The following is an 18,475-nucleotide window of genomic DNA, read 5'->3' on the forward strand; positions in this document are numbered from 1 at the left end:
AAATCCTAGCTGTTGATGATCTGATCGACACGATCGAGCAGCGTGCGCTCGATCAGGTCGAAATCAGCAAGCCGTTCGGCCGCCCGTTGTTCAAGACCCCTGGCGGCTTGCGCATAGCGCTCCGCCATGTCCGCCACGATCGCCGGCGCCGCTCCGCCCTGCGCCGAGCGGCTCGCCACGATCTGGCGCGGGTCCAGCGCTGCTTTGAGCCCGTCGGGGTCAAGCCACAGCTCGATTCCCGCCACTTCCCTGCCCGCCTGCGCCAAAGCGTCGACATCGATGTCGATGCCACGGCGACCGGCCGCACTGGCCGCGCGCACGGCCTGGCCCACGATCTTGTAGGCGCTCCGATAATCGATCCCACCTTCAACCATGACATATTCAGCCAGATCCGTGGCCTGGCTGAAGCCGTCCTCCAGCGTCTTCCACAGCCGCGCCTCGTTGACCGTGAGGGTCTCGACCACCCCGCGGCTGAGGTTGCTGATCTTGACGGCATAGTCGAGCGCGCGCGGGAGCTCTCCATAGGCAAAGATCAGATTGTCGCTACGCGCGGAGGGGGTTTTCACCACAGCGAGAAAGCCGGACAGGCGGCCAATCAACATGCCGCTACCGCCGCGGATAATCGTGAGCGCATAGGGATTGCGCTTCTGCGGCATCAGGACCGACGAGCGTGTGTAGGGGCCCGCGAGGTCCACATAGTTGAATTCCTGGCTCGACCAGATTTCGAGATCCTCGGCGAGCTTGGACTGGTTCGAGAGCAGGCTGACGCCGGTCGACAGGATATCGATGAAGGTATCCACCTGCCACATCGCATCGCGGGTGTGCTCGATGACGGAATCGAAGCCGAGCAGCGATGCGAGGTAGCCGCGATCCGCAAGCAGATGGCTGCCATTCACACACCCCGCGCCGCCAGGGCTGCGGTTGACAGCGTCAAGAGCAGCTTCCAGGCGTTCGCCATCCCGAAGCGCAGGCGGGACGAAACCAAGAAGATAATGACCGAACGTCGAGGGCTGCGCCTGCTGAAGATAGGTTTGGTCCGCCATGAAGGTCTCACGGTGCCGCTCGGCGACCGCGCAGGCAGACCCGGCAAAAGAGGCCGACGATTTGAGCAGCTCCGCCGTCAGCCTGCGTAGCACGATGCGGAAGGCCACCCGGGCCGCCTCACGGCGAGGGCGCCCCGCGTGAAGCCAGCCCGCGCTGTCCCCGATGCGCTCCGCGAAAAAACGCTCGCGCGAGTTATAGGCTTCGCCATGATGGGGATCATAAGGGAAAGCCCCGGCCTCCATCTCATAGGCTTCGCGGATGACTGACAGAAGCTGGCGCGCAACATCGTCGGAAATGATCTCGCGGTGGTGCAGGTCCAGCACATGCGCGAAATCCGCAATATTGAGGCCATGATGCAGCACGCCGGCATCAGCGATTTCCCAACCGAAACCCGCCTCGATCAGTTCCGGCGCAGGCCCATCGGCGGAAGGGCCTTCAACGCGGCGCGGGGCTTGTGCTTGTCCGGCAGGGAGCTTGGTCATGTCGTCTCCAGATGGGGGGTAGAAGGGAAAGCCGGCCGGGCAAGCCAATCTGCGACAGCAAGCGCCCCGCCCGTATGCCAATAGAGGATCGGCCGCGCGGCGGAGAGCCGCTGGTCGCGCAGCCAGCGAAGGGCCTTCCCGTTATAGGTCGTGTCGATGAGGAGACCCGATCGGCGCATGATCGCGTCGACCAATGCGGCATCATCCGCGTCATAGTGGTTGAAGCCGGCACCGCGCCCATCGACGAGCCGCCACCGGCAGTCGACCGACGTCAGCCGCGCGCGCCCGGCGCCGCAGGCCTGGGCCTTCGCCTCGATGGCAGCCCGCAATTCGTCGGCCGGACGCGAGACGCTCACACCGATGAGATCCACATCCAGCGGAAGCGCTTCCTCGTCTTCCTCGAACGCGAAGAGGAAGCCCGACAAAAGCCCGGCAATACTCCCGCCCGATCCGACCGGCATGACGATGGTGACAGCATGGATCCCGCATTGCCGAAGCTGGCACCGCACCTCGCTGGCCGCATGGGCGTAGCCGAGCGCACCGACGACAGTGGCACCCCCGCGCGGCACCAGATAGGGATGCCGCCCCTCTGCTCGCAAACGATCGGCGAGCGCAGCCGCGACCTCCTCCATGGTCGAGCGGTCGGACGATCCGGTGAAATGAAGGACCGCGCCAGCCGCCTCCCCTGCAGCCAGCGCGACAGGCTTCACCTCCGGCTCGTTCCCATAGCTGACCTGGAAGACCGATAGCCCGCGAGCCGCACAGGCATATGCCATCAGCGCCGTGAAGTTCGATGTCGGACCGCCGCACAACACGACCGTATCGCAGCCCTGCGCCTCAGCATCCCCGATCAGATATTCGATGGTGCGGATCTTGTTCCCGCCCCAGGAATAGCCGGTAAGATCGTCGCGCTTGACCCAGATCGCCTTACCTCCAAGGACCGCACCCAGATCCGGGCGGTGCTGAAATGGCGTCGGCAGAGCTGCCAGAGAGACGTGCGGCGGGGTGATCAACGCCAGTCTTCCGGCTCGGATTGCCGACGCATCCGCGCCGCGGCGACCACCCGATCCACCATTTCGGGTCCCGATCCGAGATCGACATTCGCGATCGCCTCCAATTCATCGGACGTCGCCACGCCTTCCAGCGCCTCGGCGAGTGAGAGCCGATCCTCGGCGGCACGCCGATAGGCCTGCTGCAGCGTTTGCTGCGCAACATGCTTGCCCAGGCGTTCGCTCATGAGGCTGAGCAGATGCTCGGACGCCGGGACCAGCGCCAGATTGCGTGCCATCGCGCGCGGATCGACCTCCAGTCCGTCAAGCAACGCTTTTGTGAGCGAGGCAGCCGTCAGCACGGAATGGCATAAGGTCGGGAATACCGACCATTCCAGCTTCCAGGCCCGGCCATCGCGCTCATGCTCATGGACCAGCGCGTCGGTGAGGAGAGCGCTTTGCGCGCGCGCGAGCTGCGCCAGCGTCACGATCTGCTCGCTATTCTCCGGGTTGCGCTTGTGCGGCATGGTGATGCTGCCGACAGTCCGCGCGGCGGGCCGCTCCCCAAGCTCGCCGATTTCGCGTCGCTGAAGACCATAGACCTCGTTGGCGATCCGGGCGAGCGTGCTCGCGGCGATCGCGGCCGCACTGGCGAAATCCGAAAAGCGGTCACGCGCCGAGAGCCAGGAAATGGCGGGCTCCGCCAGGCCGAGGCGCCGGCAAAAGGCCTGACGCAGCGGCAGACCCTCACCCCCGAAAAAGCCGAGCGTGCCGACGGCGCCGCCGAACTGGCCTGTCAGCCAACGCTCGCGCCCATCATCGAGCCTGGAAAGGTCGCGCCCGATTTGATCCGCCCAGCTCGCCATTTTGAAGCCCAACGGAATCGGCGACCCGAGCTGACCATGCGTGCGACCCGCCATCGGAGTCGTGCGGTGGGTGACGGCAAGACCGAGCAGACGGTCTTCGATTATCCGCAGGTCGCGCCAGAGCAGGGCTCCAGTTGCGGCAAGCTCGAGGACCTGGGAGGTGTCCGTGATGTCCTGAACGGTCGCGCCATAATAAACGAAAGGCGCGGCAACAGGCGACAGCAGGCCCTGCAGAACCTGAATCAGACCCAGGGTGGAATGCCCTGTTGTGCGTGTCGCCTCGGCGATGCTCTCGATCGGGAGGTCGCATTGCGCAAGCTCCGCTATCTCTTCCGCAGCCTTGGTGGGGATCAGCCCGATTTCGGCCTGGGACTGGGCCAGGGCGATGAGAACATCGACCCAGCGACGAACCCGCGCATCTTCGTCGAAGATAGAATGGCTTTCCGGGGTCGACCAGAGATGGCCGAAGATCCGGGAGTCGATCATGTGCGCGTCCACGGCACGTCCACCGTCGAAAGAATATGGATGATCGCAGTGCGGACCTCATCCAGCGAGCAGCCCCAGGGGACATATGTCGCAAGCTCGCGCGCCTCGACACCCTCCTGCATCAGGCAGCAGCGTGTGAGGGTCCGCGCAGGGTCAAGGTGTTTACCTAGGAACTTGGTCGGACAGATATCGACGACATTCGCCTGCTTGCCATAGAACCAGCGGTGAATCTGTTGCGAACGGTCGCATCCCAGCAGGATCCAATCGACTTCGCGCGGGCGCTCATCGAGATAGGAGACCTTGGTGTCGGCAAAGACCAGGCCGGAACCACGGCACGGCACCAACACCTCGGCCGGCAGCGGGTTGACGTGCGCAGCGAGCTCGTCGCGGCTGTCGACCAGCACCGGAACAGGCACGATGGGCGGCAGGTCTTCCGCGACGGCAAGCACACGCTCGACCTGATCGACCAGCTTCGACGGGAATGGCGGCACGATGTCGAAGACGTTGAGGAGGAGCGGCGCGGGATTGAGAATGAAGCTCACATGCCCATATTGCCCCTCGACGATCACGCAGGGCACGTCGGGGTGCTGGACAGCCACCAGCGCAAGCTGGGAGGGGATCGCGGTATCGATTTCGGGCTCGTAGAAATATCGGCAGCTCGCAGCGGGTGCGATCACCCTGACGCCGGTGATGTCGGAGAACAATGCCTTGCTCTCCGGCCGATCGACCTCGACGAGCGCGCACTCTTCGCCGAGCCTGGCGACAATGAATCGCGTGCGCATATAGGCTTCGCGCCCGAGGAAATGCTGCTCCAGCCAGGTCGGCTCCAGACTCTCGACGTCGCTGCTGATCGCCACCTGCCGATAGCGGGTCGGCATGATATTCTTCGCATCGGGGTCAAGCGTGAACAAGGCGCGCTCCTCCCCGTTCATCGGCGGCCAGCAACTGCATCGTGTCAGCCCGCAACCCGAGGCGAAGGGTTTCCAGGCTGATCACGTCGTCGATGAGAATATTGCCGAGATTGACCTCCGGTCCGTACTCTCGGATCAGGAAAGCCTGCTGCGCTCGTTGCGGCGCCTCGAAGATCAGCTTGTCGGAGAACTGATTCCGCGCGATCGCGTGGAGGACTTCGTTACGAACCTTTCCAGTCTCATCGTATAGACCAACGGTTCCGCTTTCTCGCCCCTCGATGACAATCCAATGCGCGCCGGCCTGCGCATCCGCCTCGAGCTGGCTGACCCACTCCACCGACGAGAGGCGTTTGCTCGGATCCTTGCTTCCGACTTCGGACAGCACCTCGAACCCAAGTGCATTCGCCCGCTCGATCAACGCAAGCTTGTCGCGCCTTGGCATATCCGTCGCGCCATCGGACACTTCGACACAGTCGAAGCCCATCTCGGCCGCGAAAGCGAAGAAACCCTCGGTGCGTTCTCGCAGCCAGGCAATTTCGAGCAGCGTGCCTCCGACACAGGTCTTGATGCCCGCGGTTTTCAGCAGCGCAATCTTGGCCGCCGCCATCGGGTCGACATAGGACGTGCCGAAGCCGAGCTTCCAGATGTCGACATAGCGTGTCGCGGAGGGAAGCATGGCCTCGACAGCCGCAAGTGTGCTGCCCTTGTCGAGGATATGGGTGATCCCGGTGCGGCGCGGCTTGGTCGATCGGGCTGAGAGATCAAGGAATGTGGGTAATTGGCCAGCGGACATACGCGCCGCTCTCCTATCGCATATTTGATACTATAGTGAACGCGATAATTCCAATACGATACGCCGTCAATGATGGGACTCACGTGGCGTCACGCAAACGACGCGCCATGCCGATGCCAGCAGCATGAGGATAATGTGCTCGAAATGCCCGGAATCGGCGAATTTCAGGCGCGGCCGCAACCACTATGGCAGCAATCCGATCAGACATTGGAAATGTCGATCGCAGACATGGTGAGAATCGACTGACGGAATGGCGCGAGCAAGAGCACGCGCCATTTTATGGATGTCGCCAGGCTTGGCCTTCTACGGCAGCTATGCCCCAATCAATTCAGGCACAATCTCGAGGGTCAGTTCCGATCTGAGCGTATTGGTGACGTAGCAAACCCGCTCTGCCTGTTGCACGAGACCCGGCAATTCCGCAGGGTCGCACGCCACATGGGCATGGACTCGGACCGATCGGAAACGCGGCCCGTCATATACTCCGGTCACGGTGACGTTGATCGCATCGACAACGGTGCCGCGGCGCTTGGCACTATAAGCCAGGGCAAGGGTGAAGCAGGACGCGACCGAGGACAGAAAAAGCTCCGTCGGCTGCGGCCCCATATCGGAGCCTCCGGCACTTTCCGGCTCATCGACAATCAGCCTGAACCTGCCCGCCTGGACCTCACAGCGAAGGCTGTCCTGCCATTCGCTGACCACTGACCGTTCGACAGCTCTCGACATTGTTTCGCTCTCCTCTTCCTTTGGCCAGGAACCGCTGCACAGCCGCCACAGCGCCGCGCGGGGGCTCGGCAGGTTATTAAAGAAAGGAAGTCACCGCCGCTGGAAGGGCCTCCAGGGCGTGAGCGGCGCACTCGAGCGCTCGCTCGACGGTAGATCGCGACGCGGGCCCGCCGAGGCAGATGCGCACTGCCTCCGGCGGGGTTCCCGACACGGTGAAGGCATCGCTCGGAACGATGCCCACCCCCGTCGAGCGCATATGGCCGACGAAGGCCGAACGGGTCCAACCCTCCGGGAGCGACAGCCAGATATTGAAGCTGTCCGGATCACCTTCGAGGCGCTGGTGCGCGAGGATGCGATGCGCGAGCTTCTGCCTTTCCTCCGTCTCGGCTCTCACCGCGCGCAAGACGGCGTCGGCAGTCCCGTCTTCAATCCAGCGCGTCGCGAGCGCCATGGTGATCGGCGAAGCCATGACCGCGGCCGAACGCACCGCGGACGCGAAGGCCCACGCCGAACGGTTCTCTGGCACGATCACATAGGCCGTGCGCAAGCCGGCGCCGATGCATTTGGCAAGCGAGGCGACGTACCAGGTCAGATCGGGCGCGAGGGCTGCGAGCGGCGGCGGCGTGCCCTGGGCGATGAAGCCATAGGCATCGTCCTCGATCAGCGCGACCCCATACTTGCGCGCGATCTCGATGATCGCGTGGCGCCGCGCCAGGGAGATGGTGAGATTGGTGGGGTTCTGGAGCGTCGGATTGAGATAGAGCGCCTTCGGCGATAAACGCTCGCAGGCCTCGGCGAAGGCTTCGGGGACAATGCCTTCGGCGTCCATCGGCAGACCGTGAAGCTCGACACCGACAAGCGCGGCGACCGCGCGGACGCCGGGATAGGTGAGGTTTTCGCTCAGCAGCACGTCGCCCGGCTTGGCGAGGGCACTCAATATGCCGAGCAATGCCGCATGCGCGCCCGGGGTGACATAGAGCTGCTCGATCGCCGGCGCGAGATCACGCCGAGCCAGCCAGTGAAGGGCAGCCTCCTTATCGCGCGTGCCGCCACCGAAGGATCGGTATCGGAGCATCGGGATGATGTCTTGCCCCAGCGCATCCCACCCAGCCCGCATACGTGCGATCAGCTCCGGGTTCTCCGGCTCCGGCGGCAGGTTCATCGATAGATCAGTGTCGTCGCCATGGGCGCGGGCCGGCTGGATCGTCTCCGGCCGCGCGGCCGCCCGCTGCGCCGACAGGACGAACGTCCCCTGCCCCTGTCGAGCTTCGACGAGACCCCGCTTCTGCGCCTCGCCATATCCGCGAGCGACCGTGGTGAAATCGATCCCGAGCTTCGCCGCCAACGACCGTTGTGCGGGAAGACGATCGCCGGCGACCAAACGGCCAGACTGCATATCCAGCGCGATACGGTCGGCAAGAGCCAGATAACGAGGCTTGGTCGAGGTTGAAAGATCAGGCGTCCAGTCGTGCATGGGCTCTTGGTTTCGAAAGCTACGGTAGATTGACCGTACAATGTTGCATGACTGGAAGCCAGCCCCACGCAACATCCCTTCAGCAATCCAGCCAGAAAGCCGGTGAAGGCATGTTGTTCAATGGCATGACAAGAAAGCTGAACCCCATATTGACGGCTTTCGGCAAGGCGTTTACCTCATATGACAGGACCGTGAACGGATTAACGACGGCATAATGAGTCGTATCCTAAGCCGCATTGATGTAGTGATTGACTGTATGAAATCCAATCAATCTCCAGTCGCCCCATCGCGGGGATTCTCGGCGGCCATCGGCAAAGAACGAAGTGTCCCTGCAACCAGAGAGGAAATTTATGTCTGAAAAACGCGTGATCCGAGCTGCCGCCGTGCAGATCGCCCCCGACCTCGAGACTCCGCTGGGCACGCTCGACCGCGTACTCGCCGCGATCTCCGACGCGGCGGCGAAGGGCGTCCAGTTCATCGTCTTTCCCGAGACGTTCGTCCCTTATTATCCCTATTTCTCGTTCGTCCGCCCTCCGATGGCGAGCGGTGGCGATCACATGCGCTTCTACGAAAACGCAGTCGTCGTGCCGGGCCCGGTCACCGAGGCGGTCAGCCAGGCGGCGCGCCGCCACAAGATGGTCATCGTGCTCGGCGTGAACGAGCTGGATCATGGCTCGATCTACAATGCCCAGCTGATCTTCGACACCGACGGAAAACTTCTCCTGAAGCGTCGCAAGCTGACCGCGACTTTCCATGAGCGGATGATTTGGGGCGGCGGTGACGGTGCCGGGCTCAAGGTCGTCGAGACCGCCGTCGGCCGCGTCGGCGCGCTCGCCTGCTGGGAGCATTATAATCCCCTGGCCCGCTACGCTCTGATGGCGCAGCACGAGGAAATCCACGCCGGTCAGTTCCCCGGCTCGCTGGTGGGCGACATCTTCGGCGACCAGACCGAAGTGACCATCCGGCATCATGCCCTCGAAAGCGGCTGCTTCGTCGTCAACTCGACCGGCTGGCTGACCGAGGAGCAGATCGCGTCGATCACGCCCGACGAGGGCCTGCAGCGCGGCCTGCGCGGCGGCTGCATGACCGCGATCATCTCGCCGGAGGGCAGGCATCTTGTCGATCCGATGCGGGCCGGCGAAGGCCTGCTCGTCGCCGATCTCGATATGAGCCTCATCACCAAGCGCAAGCGGATGATGGACTCGGTCGGCCACTATGCCCGCCCCGAGCTTCTGTCGCTGCTGATCAACGACCAGCCCGCCGTCCCGATGCGCAGCGCCGATACGATCCGCACCGTCCCCCACACGGTCGCGAATGCCGACGCCAGCGATGAGCAGGGGGCAACCGAGCATGTCGACTGAGACCTTGATCAACGAGCTGCAATCCTTCGGGATTCGGCTCGTCGATCCGAAGAGCTCGGGGGTTAGCCGGCGCGGTGGCGCCGGCCCTTCGGATCACATGCCGGTAACGATCGACGGCATCACGGTGATGGTGCCGGTGCACAATGCACCCGCGTTCGAGAGCCCGTATCAGGCAGACAGCCCGGATGCGGACGGCAAGAGCCGGCTGAGCCGGGACGGCGTCGAACTCGCCGCCCTGTCCTTCCAGACAAAGCCGAAATTCTACGAGCGCAGCACGTCTGACGGAATCCCCTATTCCCACATCGCGACCCTACACGGCCGCGACGTGCTCGCCACGACGATCCTTCAGACCTGTATCCGATATCAGAGCCGCACCAAGGCGTGTCAGTTCTGCGCGATCGGCCAGTCTCTGGCCGCCGGCCGCACGATCGAGCGAAAGACGCCGGCGCAGCTCGCCGAGGTCGCCAAGGCGGCGGTCGAACTCGACAATGTGCGGCACATGGTGATGACGACCGGCACTCCGCCGGGTTCGGATCGCGGCGCCGCCATCCTCGCGGAGAGCGCGGCCGGCGTGCGGACCGCGGTGGATCTGCCGATCCAGGCACAGTGCGAGCCACCCGACGACGATCTCTGGTTCCAGCGGATGAAGGATGCCGGTGTCGACTCGCTCGGCATGCATCTCGAGGTGGTCACGCCAGAGGTCCGCGCGCGGATCATGCCGGGCAAGGCCCAGGTTTCGCTCGAGCGCTACTTCGACGCCTTCGAGGCCGCTCTCGAAGTGTTCGGCCGCGGGCAGGTCTCGACCTTCATCCTGGCGGGGCTCGGCGACAGCCAGGAGGAACTGCTCTCGGTCTGCCGCCGGCTGGTCGGGATCGGTGTCTATCCGTTCGTGGTGCCGTTCGTCCCGATCGCGGGGACGCCGCTCGAGAGCCATCCGGCCCCGACACCTGCCTTCATGCACAGCCTGTTGCAGCCGCTCGGCAAGATGCTGCGAGAGGCGGGCATGCAGTCTAGCGACATCAAGGCCGGCTGCGGGCGCTGCGGTGCCTGCTCTGCGCTATCGACCTATGAGCGGCGCGCATCGTGAGCGCCCAGGCCAGCCTCGCGACCGCGGCTCCTGAAGTTCGCATCAAATGGGCGACCGCGGAGTGGGAGCGCTCCGCGGCGTTCGCGCTGCGCCGCGATATCTTCTGCGAGGAGCAGGGGATTTTCTCGGAGAGCGATCGCGACGAGATCGATGCTTTCGCCATCCCGCTCGTGGCCGTCCGCCAGGATGATGATGGACGCGAGTTGGTGGTTGGCACGGTTCGGATCCATGAGGATCGCGATACGCCCAGGACATGGTGGGGTTCGCGCCTCGCCGTGGCGCAGGCCTATCGCGGCCGGGCGGCAGGGCGGATCGGGGCGGACCTGATCCGCCTCGCGGTTTCCTCGGCGCATGCGCGGGGATGCGAGCGCTTTCTCGCCAATGTGCAGAGCCAGAATGCCCTGCTGTTCCAGCGGCTGCATTGGCGGTCCCTGGAGGAATTCGACTGGTTCGGCCGATCCCATCACCGAATGGAAGCGGATCTGACGCATTATCCCCCTTTCCGTACGCCTGAGGTGGGATTCCTCGTGGACGGGCTGGGATGAGCGGCGAGGATATCAGCGCGGCAGGCATCGCGCGTTGGCTACGCGAGAGCCGTAGTTTCGCCGCGAAGGCGGACATCGCCGAGGTCGTGAACGCCCTCGGAATCGACCCCAGCGCAAGCGTGGCGGTCGGCGACGATTGCGCGGCCATTCCCGATGGCGATGGATATCTGCTCTTCGCGATCGAAGGTTTCATCAACGAGTTCGTCGCCAGCGATCCCTGGTTTGCCGGCTGGTGCGGCGTCATGGTCAATCTGTCGGACATCGCGGCGATGGGCGGCAGGCCCGTCGCGGCGGTGAACGCGCTGTGGGCGGATGGACGCGACGGGGCCCTGCCCATGCTCGAAGGATTGCGCGACGCTTCGCGGGCGTTCCAGGTGCCCATCGTCGGCGGGCATAGCAATTTGCAGACCAAGACTAGCCAGCTCGCGCTCGCGATCCTTGGCAGGGCAAATCGGCTGCTGACCAGCTTCGACGCGGCGCCCGGCGACCATCTGGTCGCGGCCATCGACCTGCGCGGGGGATATCGCGAGCCCTATGCGAACTGGAACGCGGCAACGCAGGCGCCGGTCGCGAGGCTTCGTGGAGATCTCGATCTTCTGCCACAAATCGCGGAAGCAGGGCTCGCCAAGGCGGCAAAGGACATCAGCCAAGGCGGCATCATCGGCACCGCCACCATGCTCGCGGAATGTTCCGGGGTCGGAGCCGTGATCGATATCGATCACATCCCGATTCCGGGCGAGGCGCCGCTGGAGCGATGGCTCCAGACCTTCCCCAGCTTCGGCTATCTGCTCTCCGTCGATCCTAGGCATCTCGATGCGGTGCTGGCGCGCTTCCACGCGAGGGATATTGCTGCAGCGTCGATCGGGACCATTACCCGGGATCCGCGCGTGCGGATCGAACGGCAAGGACAATGCGAGACCGTTTGGGATCTCTCCGAGCGGCCGTTCATCGGGTGCGCTCCCCTGCCCCTCAATGTCAGCGCCAGGACTTTGTCATGAGCGGCATGGCGCAGACACATGGTGAGGTTCTCCATGACACCACTCGGGAACCGTGCCCGGCTTGCGGGCAGAATTGGTTGCTGAGCGCCTTCGGCCGTATCCAGGATCGATGCGGGCATTGCGGCTATGATCCCGTCGCCGAAACCGGGACGTCCGAGAGCGACAACAAATCTGCGGCAACGTGGCTGCGTAATAGCAGCGAGACGATCCTTCTCGGAATGCCGCAACTGTGCCTCCAAGGCCTGTCGGAAACCTGGCTGCTGAAACAGCTCGGGCATCAGCATTGGATGATGCTCGCGAGTCTCGCGGGACAAAAGGCGCCGAGCTTCATCGATGGCGAAGGGCGCCCAGTTTATGCCGCTTTCTGCGCTATCTCAATCCAGGATGGTAATTTCGGTTCAGTCAGGGAGAACGACGAACTGATCGTGCGATCGCGACTGCGCAGGGTGACACAGACGCAGATGTTGAGCCGGCATCGTCTGCTTGTCGACGGTCGCCTTATCGGTCAGGTCGAAATGGTCTCGGTCTTTGTGCGCCGCGGCCAGACCGGCGGCAACCGGAGCGTTTCGCGGTTCGTCGTGCCAGGCCTACCCAAACCGGATCCGTATCGCAGTCAGGAAGACTTACCTGGCCAAGCCGCCGCAGTCCGCGCGGGCCGAGCCACGCAACACTTGGGCTTTGCCTTCAAAAAGCCGAGCAGCAACCGGATCATCGCCATCGACCCGGTGCCGTCACAAGACTTCAATGGCGCCGGCTTCCTGTATTTCAGCAGCTTCGTCTCTTTCGTTGACCGAGCGGAATGGCTGTTCGCTCGCGCCTGCGCGCAGACGGCAACGACCATAAGGCGGGACATTTTCTTCGCTGGCAACCTCGACCCAGGCGAGGCACTGTCGGTGGATCTCGTCGCACAACGCACATCGCCTGCCGACCACAATGGCTCGGCAATGAAGACGCTCTCCCATCACTGTCGACTGGTTCGAGCGGGAGACAATGAACCCCTAGCGGAGGTCTTCACGATTCGTCGCGTTGACTGATCCCCAGGGTTGGCATGCAGCATCTTGCTTCGCTGCTCCTCGATTCCGCTGCAGGCAGGACTTGGCCGGTAGCGCCCTATGCGCCGTTTCAGCGCAATCTAGTGGACGTGCAAATGCAAGCAACTGTTCTCGTCATCCTCTATCAGGGAAAAGAAACCCTAGGAGTGTATGATGACGATGCTGCGGCCTGGGATGCTCTACTAGCCTTTGTCGATCAAAATTGGGTGAGCCGCTTCGATTCCACTCCTCCCCCGGAGAGCGGAGACGTTCGCGTTGAAATGTTTTTCAATGGCGAGGACATGTATCTGCTCGCATCAAGTGACGTAACAGACCTTTAGCGGTCGGGACCGACGCTGCGCGCAAACTTGCGCCTCTCCACAATGCTGCCGATTGAGCGGCTAATTCTCTGCGAGACGCTCCGCCATGCGTGCGCTGGCACCGCTTTTCGCCGCGAGCCTCGCACCATAGCGCATCACCGTCCTGGGATCGCGCCATCTATAGGCCTGCATGATCGCCGGCAGACTTTCGTCCGCCGCAAAATTATCCTGCGCAACGCCTACCCGGATCGAATGGCTCGACACCGCAGCGACCCAGCGCTCAAGTTCGGCCTCGCCCATAACCCCGAGCAGTTTCTTCGCATGGGCTGCCCGGATCAGCCTCCGATAAATCAACGTGATGCTGTTCGGATGAAGAGCAGCCCGACCGACAGCGGCGACCGACCCGTCAAAATGCGTCTCGACCCTCCGAAACAGCGGCCCCCTGTCGATGTGCGCAGCGTCTCGCCAGCGCGCGATCGCGCGCATCGTCACAGGGGAGAGATAGGCATAGGCCCCCTCCCCTTCCTGATCGGTCTTGCTTTTCGGAATGAACAGCGTGCCTGCCCCCTGCCCGTCCGGCGCTTCGACATGTGCGACATCGATCGCGACGAGTTCCGAGCGCCGGCCAGCACTGTCGTACGCCATCCGCAGCAGGGCTTCGTCGCGAAGCCCCAGGAGATCACGACGGCAGGCCTTGATGAGATGCGCAAGGCAGACGCCGCTCGCCGGGCTGTCCAAATCCGCGATATCGCCCTTGAACCGGATCGCGCGCGCCTGGCGCTGTCGGACCCCGAGCCTCTTGCGCGCTGCCTTCTTCTCGAGCTTGACCAGCGGCGCGGTCGTTGGATCGGTGAGAGCCGCCATGCGATAGGCCCATCCGACATGCACGAGGTAGCGTTCGATCGTGGCCATCGCGCGCGGCGTTTCATCTGACAGATCGGTTCCCGCGAGCGCGCGCACCCACGCGGCCACCAGTTCGGGCGTCGCATCAGCCGCCGCAACCCGACGCTTGCGGCACCATTGCCCCCACAAGGTGAGATCCGACTGGAAGGCTCGTCGCGTATTGGCTGACCAGCCGCGTAGCGCGGCATCGAGGAGGCTTTCGTCGATCGCCGCGGCGGGCCCGATCAACGCGCGGACGTCGCTAACGATGAGATCGAGCGACGTCCCCTCGCCGACGACCGGGCGCACCGCCGTCATCGTCTGGTCGGGGCTCCGCGCCACCGAGCGAGCGGCCCTTCCCAGACGAACCAGAACGTGAGCGCCAGAGCACCGACCGCCGTGGCGTCGACGAGCCAAGCAGGCAGACCGAAGGGATCGGGCGTCGCGCGCGCGACATTCTGCGCCACGGTGATGACCAGCCAGAGCGAAACCCCGGCGCGCAGCAGCAAATCGATCATCTCGGCCTCCTTCGTCCTGCCCTTTGGACTGTCAGTTTGACCAAACGGACAGACCGAAATTGCCAGGCTTTTCAATCTTCATCTATCCCAAATACCTCCGGACTCTCGCCCGTCCATCCCGTTTCTGATACAATACCGGTGGACCCGGCAACACGAGTCCCTGGCAAGATCGGGGATAGGTCATGGCCGAAACGGGCACAGCTCTTACGAGAGCGGATTCTACAGCCTGGAGCATTGCTTGCAATCGCGAGCCGGCTATTCGTGCACTCGCCAGCCTGCCCAAGATTACCCGCGCTGCGATGTTGAACGCGAGCGCGGAGCTGGGCCTGAGCAGGTCGCGCGTCTTTGAGCTTGTCGCCCGCTATCGCGCTGAGCCCGTTACCAGCTCCCTCGTCGATCGGCCCGAAGGTTTTCCCAAAGGGCGTCGCCGACTGGCGCCGGAGATCGACCAAGTGATCGCCTCCGAAATCGAACGGTTCTACTTGACGCGCCCCAAACCGACCCTCGCGAGATTGCAGCGCGACATCCGGCATGCCTGTTATGAACGCGGCCTTCGCGCGCCCACTCGCAAGACCATCGCCGCGCGCGTTGCCGCGATTGACCGAGAACGCCTCACCAGAACGCGCGAAGGCGCGAAGGCAGCGTCTGATCGATACCGACCCGTGATTCGATCTTACACTGCCGACTACCCGCTGCAGATCGTACAAATAGACCACACACCCGCCGATATCATCATCGTCGACGAGCATTTCCGCAAACCGCTTGGCCGACCAACGCTCACCCTCCAGATCGACATAGCGACCCGAGTCATTCCGGGCTTCTACATCTCGCTCGAGAAACCCTCAGCTACGTCTGTAGGCATGGCGATCCGCCATGCGGTCCTGCCAAAGGCAGCCTGGCTTCAAGAACGCGAGATCAATCTCGACTATCCCGTCTTTGGCATCCCCGAAACTCTGCATCTCGACAATGCCGCAGAGTTTAGGTCCAGGGCGCTCGAGCGTGGCTGTGAGCAGCATGGCATCGACCTCAAGCACCGCCCCCGGCGCACGCCGCACTACGGTGGCCACATCGAACGCTTGATCGGAACCGCGGTCGGCGCCGTGCATCTCCTACCGGGTACGACCTTCTCAAACATCCAGGCCAAAGGCGACTACGACGCGGAGGGCCAAGCCTGCATGACGCTGCGCGAGTTCGAGCGCTGGTTTACACTCGAGGTCGGCGTCTATCATGGCTCGATTCACAGCGAGCTTGGCGTTCCTCCGCTCACGGCCTGGGCTGACGGGCTCGGGAGCCGCGCTGACCCGCTCCGGCTCCCGGCTGATCCCGCTCGCTTCCTCTTCAACTTTCTCCCGTTCGAGATGCGGAAGGTCAGGCGTGAGGGTATCGAGCTGTTCCATGCATTTTACTGGCATGGCAGTTTGTCCGGCCTCCTCGCGAACTGCGATCACAAGCTCCCGATCAAGTATAATCCGCTCAACCTCTCGGCTGTCTACGTCGAGCTGTCCGATACCGAGCATTTGACGGTTCCGCTCCGTGATCGGCGGCGGCCTGCCATCACGAAGTTCGAGCACGACCTCGCGGTGCGAGCACTGCGCGAACGCGGGCGTCAGGCCGTCGACGAGCAATCGCTGTTTGACATGGTGAACGAGCAGCGGCGCATCGTCCTCGAAGCGGCCCACAAGACCAAGGCTGCGCGAAAATCCGCCCAGCGCATCGCCTATGCGCTGGAGGCTGGCCTCCCTCCTGCCACCGCAGTTCCTTCAATGGCTTTGCCGGTATCGTCCGAGCCGGAGGATAGCGCGCCTATCGTTCCATTCCAGATCGAGGAGCGACTATGACCGACCTCTACGATCATCTGTTTCCGGCATATCGCGAGCAGGCAGGGTTATCCGACGACGAACGCATCGACTGGCTGAGACGCGATCGATGGCTATCGCTGCCACAATCCGAAGCCGCGCTCGGCAGGCTCGAAGATCTGCTGACCTATCCCCCGCGCGGCCGCATGCCCTGCCTCCTGCTTTTCGGTTCCACTGGCATGGGCAAGAGCGAGATCCTCAATCGCTTCGCAGAGCTGCACGCAACCCGGTACGATAAGAATGCCGGCCTTACGATTATGCCGGTCGTCATGGTCCAGATGCCGCCACAGCCTACCGAGGAAGAGTTCTACACCGAGCTTATGCTGGCTATGAACTACTCCGAGTTCGACCATATCTCCCTGCGATCACTGCGCTCTCTGGCCCGTCGCACCCTCGGGGAATTCGGGACCAAGGTGCTGGTTCTGGACGAAATCGACAAGATGCTGGCGGGCTCGCCGCGCCAGCAGCGGATTTTTCTCAACACCATTCGCTTTCTGACCAACGACCTCAGAATTCCGATCGTGTGCGCGGGCACGGAAGATGCGCGTATCGCGATCCTCACCGATCCCAATCTCGCCGACCGCTTCGCCGCATTCGAGCTTTCACCCTGGCGCAACGATCACGCCCTGCGCCAGCTCATGGCGAGCTTCGCCGGTCTGCTCCCCTTGCGCCGCCCTTCCCTGCTCGATGAAGCTGAGGTCCGCCAGCGCGTCATCGCATTGAGTGAGGGCGTGACAGGCCGAATCTTCCGGTTGATGGAGGCTGTCGCGATCGCGGCGATCCGAAGCGGCCGCGAGATGATCGACGCCGACAGCTTCGATGATGAGCAGCTATTGCTCCCGCTCGTCTCGATGCAGGTCATCGCCAGTGCCAAGCGGGCATTGCGGCGCCGTGCGGCATGAAAATCCTTTCGCTGACGAACTGCTGACGTCCTGGCACGCGCGTCAGCGCCATTCCCGCCGAGGGCGAGCGCTACCGGAGCCAAAGGCTGTCCGAAATCGCAAGGGCGACTGGCGCCACCCGGATATTCGCCCGACAAGAGCCTGGCTCAATGGGACTGCCGACGACCTCAACGTGCCGGCGACGCGCTTAGTCGAACATAGTCTTGCGAAGCACTATCCCTACTTACCGGTCGATTTTCTGGCTTGGGAACACCCGCCGGGCTCAGCCGGTTCTACCGGGCTGATCCCGGTGCCGCGGCTGCACGTCAGTTGGTGCAGCCGGTGCCTCGCGGAAGATTTCGCATCCGACCGGCCAGCGCACGTCCGGCGTCAGTGGGTACTGGCCGCTGTGGGCTATTGCCATCGGCACCGCTGGCCGCTGGAGGATCGTTGTAATGGTTGCGGATCGCGGACATGGCGATTTGCGATGCCCGCGCGCGGTCCGCTGCGGATGATTTGCGATGCCTGCTGGCAACCGATGGAAAGAACCTCGGCCCCGGCCATTTATGCCGGGAAGGACGCCCTGCTCTGCTGGGATCATGTTATTGCGTTCGAGCAGCAATGCATAGGCGCGATAAAGGGTAGGACCCCCGACCAGTTCCGCTTCAACTTCACGTCGGCCGACCAACTCCTCAACGAGGTTCGAGGCATTTGCCGCCTCCTGACCAGGAAGCCGCCAAACGACGAATATTGGTGGTGCAGGACACGGAACATCCCGCTGAACGATTTCGCGTGCGACGCGATGACGCCCGGTTACATGGGCCTCCAATTCTATTCGAGCGACACTCTCAACCCGCTCGCCGCCGCATCGCCGCTCCTGCGCCGGCGCCTGCTTGCCGCCGCTTGCGGCATCATCGAGACCAATCCCGAGATAGGCGCCGCGCTTTTTGGTCCTGACGCACCGTCAGCGATCGAACGGTTCATTGCCAGAGCAGATCGTGGCGTGCTCGATCGCTTGCTGATGACAGACGGACACTGGTCTTCCGCCTTTATCTCTCAGATCAAAGCCGCACGAGAGCGAATGGCCCGCCGGTTCACGATCTCGAAGCTGGAAGCGGCGCATCGAGCGATACGCAACGTATTCGCCCATGCATCGACAAACGAACAAACCGAACCTCGCGATCTCGCTGGCCAAAGCTGATTCCATGTCGTTGGAAGCGGTTACTGA

Annotated in this window: 19 protein-coding genes and 1 pseudogene; 11 read left to right on the top strand and 9 right to left on the bottom strand. The window is 63.3% G+C overall.

Annotated features, from left to right (window positions below; genetic code table 11):
* Window positions 1-5: 5 nt before the first annotated feature.
* From YP76_RS21095 to YP76_RS21125, 7 genes are all read right to left on the bottom strand, one after another.
* A complete protein-coding gene (locus YP76_RS21095) occupies window positions 6-1,526 on the bottom strand; it encodes an argininosuccinate lyase (RefSeq protein WP_046765580.1) in 1,521 nt (506 codons plus the stop codon).
* Window positions 1,523-2,539: a 1-aminocyclopropane-1-carboxylate deaminase/D-cysteine desulfhydrase gene (locus tag YP76_RS21100; protein WP_052757540.1), complete on the bottom strand. Its 1,017-nt coding sequence runs from the start codon at window positions 2,537-2,539 to the stop codon at window positions 1,523-1,525. Before YP76_RS21100 ends, YP76_RS21095 begins: the two co-directional genes overlap by 4 nt.
* On the bottom strand, window positions 2,536-3,867 hold the full coding sequence (locus YP76_RS21105) for a class-II fumarase/aspartase family protein (protein ID WP_046765612.1): 1,332 nt from the start codon (window positions 3,865-3,867) through the stop codon (window positions 2,536-2,538). The genes YP76_RS21100 and YP76_RS21105 overlap by 4 nt, the downstream gene beginning before the upstream one ends.
* On the bottom strand, window positions 3,864-4,778 hold the full coding sequence (locus YP76_RS21110) for a DUF7714 family protein (RefSeq protein WP_052757541.1): 915 nt from the start codon (window positions 4,776-4,778) through the stop codon (window positions 3,864-3,866). The genes YP76_RS21105 and YP76_RS21110 overlap by 4 nt, the downstream gene beginning before the upstream one ends.
* The gene (locus YP76_RS21115) at window positions 4,765-5,571 is read right to left on the bottom strand and encodes a phosphosulfolactate synthase (protein WP_046765581.1); all 807 of its coding nucleotides are present in this window, start codon (window positions 5,569-5,571) and stop codon (window positions 4,765-4,767) included. Before YP76_RS21115 ends, YP76_RS21110 begins: the two co-directional genes overlap by 14 nt.
* 312 nt (window positions 5,572-5,883) lie before the next feature.
* A complete protein-coding gene (locus YP76_RS21120) occupies window positions 5,884-6,294 on the bottom strand; it encodes an OsmC family protein (protein ID WP_084733306.1) in 411 nt (136 codons plus the stop codon).
* Between the two features lie 76 nt (window positions 6,295-6,370).
* A complete protein-coding gene (locus YP76_RS21125) occupies window positions 6,371-7,768 on the bottom strand; it encodes an aminotransferase-like domain-containing protein (RefSeq protein WP_046765583.1) in 1,398 nt (465 codons plus the stop codon).
* A 47-nt stretch (window positions 7,769-7,815) separates the two neighbouring features.
* Here YP76_RS21125 and YP76_RS28845 point away from each other — a divergent pair, with 47 nt between their 5' ends.
* From YP76_RS28845 to YP76_RS21155, 7 genes are all read left to right on the top strand, one after another.
* Window positions 7,816-7,983: a hypothetical protein gene (locus YP76_RS28845; protein WP_232307677.1), complete on the top strand. Its 168-nt coding sequence runs from the start codon at window positions 7,816-7,818 to the stop codon at window positions 7,981-7,983.
* A gap of 150 nt (window positions 7,984-8,133) precedes the next feature.
* Window positions 8,134-9,129 carry a Nit6803 family nitrilase gene (locus tag YP76_RS21130; protein WP_232307678.1) on the top strand — a complete coding sequence of 332 codons (996 nt, stop codon included), beginning with the start codon at window positions 8,134-8,136 and terminating at the stop codon, window positions 9,127-9,129.
* The gene (locus YP76_RS21135) at window positions 9,119-10,216 is read left to right on the top strand and encodes an MSMEG_0568 family radical SAM protein (protein ID WP_157035853.1); all 1,098 of its coding nucleotides are present in this window, start codon (window positions 9,119-9,121) and stop codon (window positions 10,214-10,216) included. The genes YP76_RS21130 and YP76_RS21135 overlap by 11 nt, the downstream gene beginning before the upstream one ends.
* Complete coding sequence (locus YP76_RS21140; protein WP_046765586.1) at window positions 10,213-10,761, top strand: MSMEG_0567/Sll0786 family nitrogen starvation N-acetyltransferase; 549 nt, start codon at window positions 10,213-10,215, stop codon at window positions 10,759-10,761. The genes YP76_RS21135 and YP76_RS21140 overlap by 4 nt, the downstream gene beginning before the upstream one ends.
* On the top strand, window positions 10,758-11,759 hold the full coding sequence (locus YP76_RS21145; RefSeq protein ID WP_046765587.1) for a sll0787 family AIR synthase-like protein: 1,002 nt from the start codon (window positions 10,758-10,760) through the stop codon (window positions 11,757-11,759). Before YP76_RS21140 ends, YP76_RS21145 begins: the two co-directional genes overlap by 4 nt.
* Window positions 11,756-12,793, top strand: coding sequence for a Pnap_2097 family protein (locus YP76_RS21150; protein ID WP_198147575.1), 1,038 nt, complete (start codon window positions 11,756-11,758; stop codon window positions 12,791-12,793). The genes YP76_RS21145 and YP76_RS21150 overlap by 4 nt, the downstream gene beginning before the upstream one ends.
* 14 nt (window positions 12,794-12,807) lie before the next feature.
* Entirely contained in the window at window positions 12,808-13,131 is a 324-nt protein-coding gene (locus tag YP76_RS21155; protein ID WP_232307679.1) for a hypothetical protein, read from the top strand.
* Window positions 13,132-13,191: 60 nt separating this feature from the next.
* On the opposite strand, the gene YP76_RS21160 is transcribed toward YP76_RS21155, so the two are convergent.
* Both YP76_RS21160 and YP76_RS21165 read right to left on the bottom strand, forming a co-directional pair.
* Window positions 13,192-14,310, bottom strand: coding sequence for a site-specific integrase (locus YP76_RS21160; RefSeq protein ID WP_046765616.1), 1,119 nt, complete (start codon window positions 14,308-14,310; stop codon window positions 13,192-13,194).
* A complete protein-coding gene (locus YP76_RS21165; protein WP_046765588.1) occupies window positions 14,307-14,510 on the bottom strand; it encodes a hypothetical protein in 204 nt (67 codons plus the stop codon). Before YP76_RS21165 ends, YP76_RS21160 begins: the two co-directional genes overlap by 4 nt.
* A 182-nt stretch (window positions 14,511-14,692) precedes the next feature.
* On the opposite strand from YP76_RS21165, the gene YP76_RS21170 reads away from it, so the two are divergent.
* The 4 genes and pseudogenes from YP76_RS21170 to YP76_RS28850 all read left to right on the top strand — a co-directional run bounded on the left by YP76_RS21170 (window position 14,693) and on the right by YP76_RS28850 (window position 18,448).
* Window positions 14,693-16,348, top strand: a complete 1,656-nt coding sequence (locus YP76_RS21170; RefSeq protein ID WP_046765589.1) for a Mu transposase C-terminal domain-containing protein — start codon at window positions 14,693-14,695, stop codon at window positions 16,346-16,348.
* Complete coding sequence (locus YP76_RS21175) at window positions 16,345-17,268, top strand: TniB family NTP-binding protein (protein WP_016744740.1); 924 nt, start codon at window positions 16,345-16,347, stop codon at window positions 17,266-17,268. The genes YP76_RS21170 and YP76_RS21175 overlap by 4 nt, the downstream gene beginning before the upstream one ends.
* Window positions 17,189-17,677, top strand: a pseudogene (locus YP76_RS29310) (TniQ family protein); the annotation flags it as partial. The gene YP76_RS21175 and the pseudogene YP76_RS29310, both read left to right, overlap by 80 nt.
* A gap of 57 nt (window positions 17,678-17,734) precedes the next feature.
* On the top strand, window positions 17,735-18,448 hold the full coding sequence (locus YP76_RS28850; protein ID WP_029548570.1) for a hypothetical protein: 714 nt from the start codon (window positions 17,735-17,737) through the stop codon (window positions 18,446-18,448).
* The last annotated feature ends 27 nt before the right edge of the window (window positions 18,449-18,475 follow it).

It is taken from the genome of Sphingobium chungbukense, assembly GCF_001005725.1.
Lineage (GTDB): Bacteria > Pseudomonadota > Alphaproteobacteria > Sphingomonadales > Sphingomonadaceae > Sphingobium > Sphingobium chungbukense.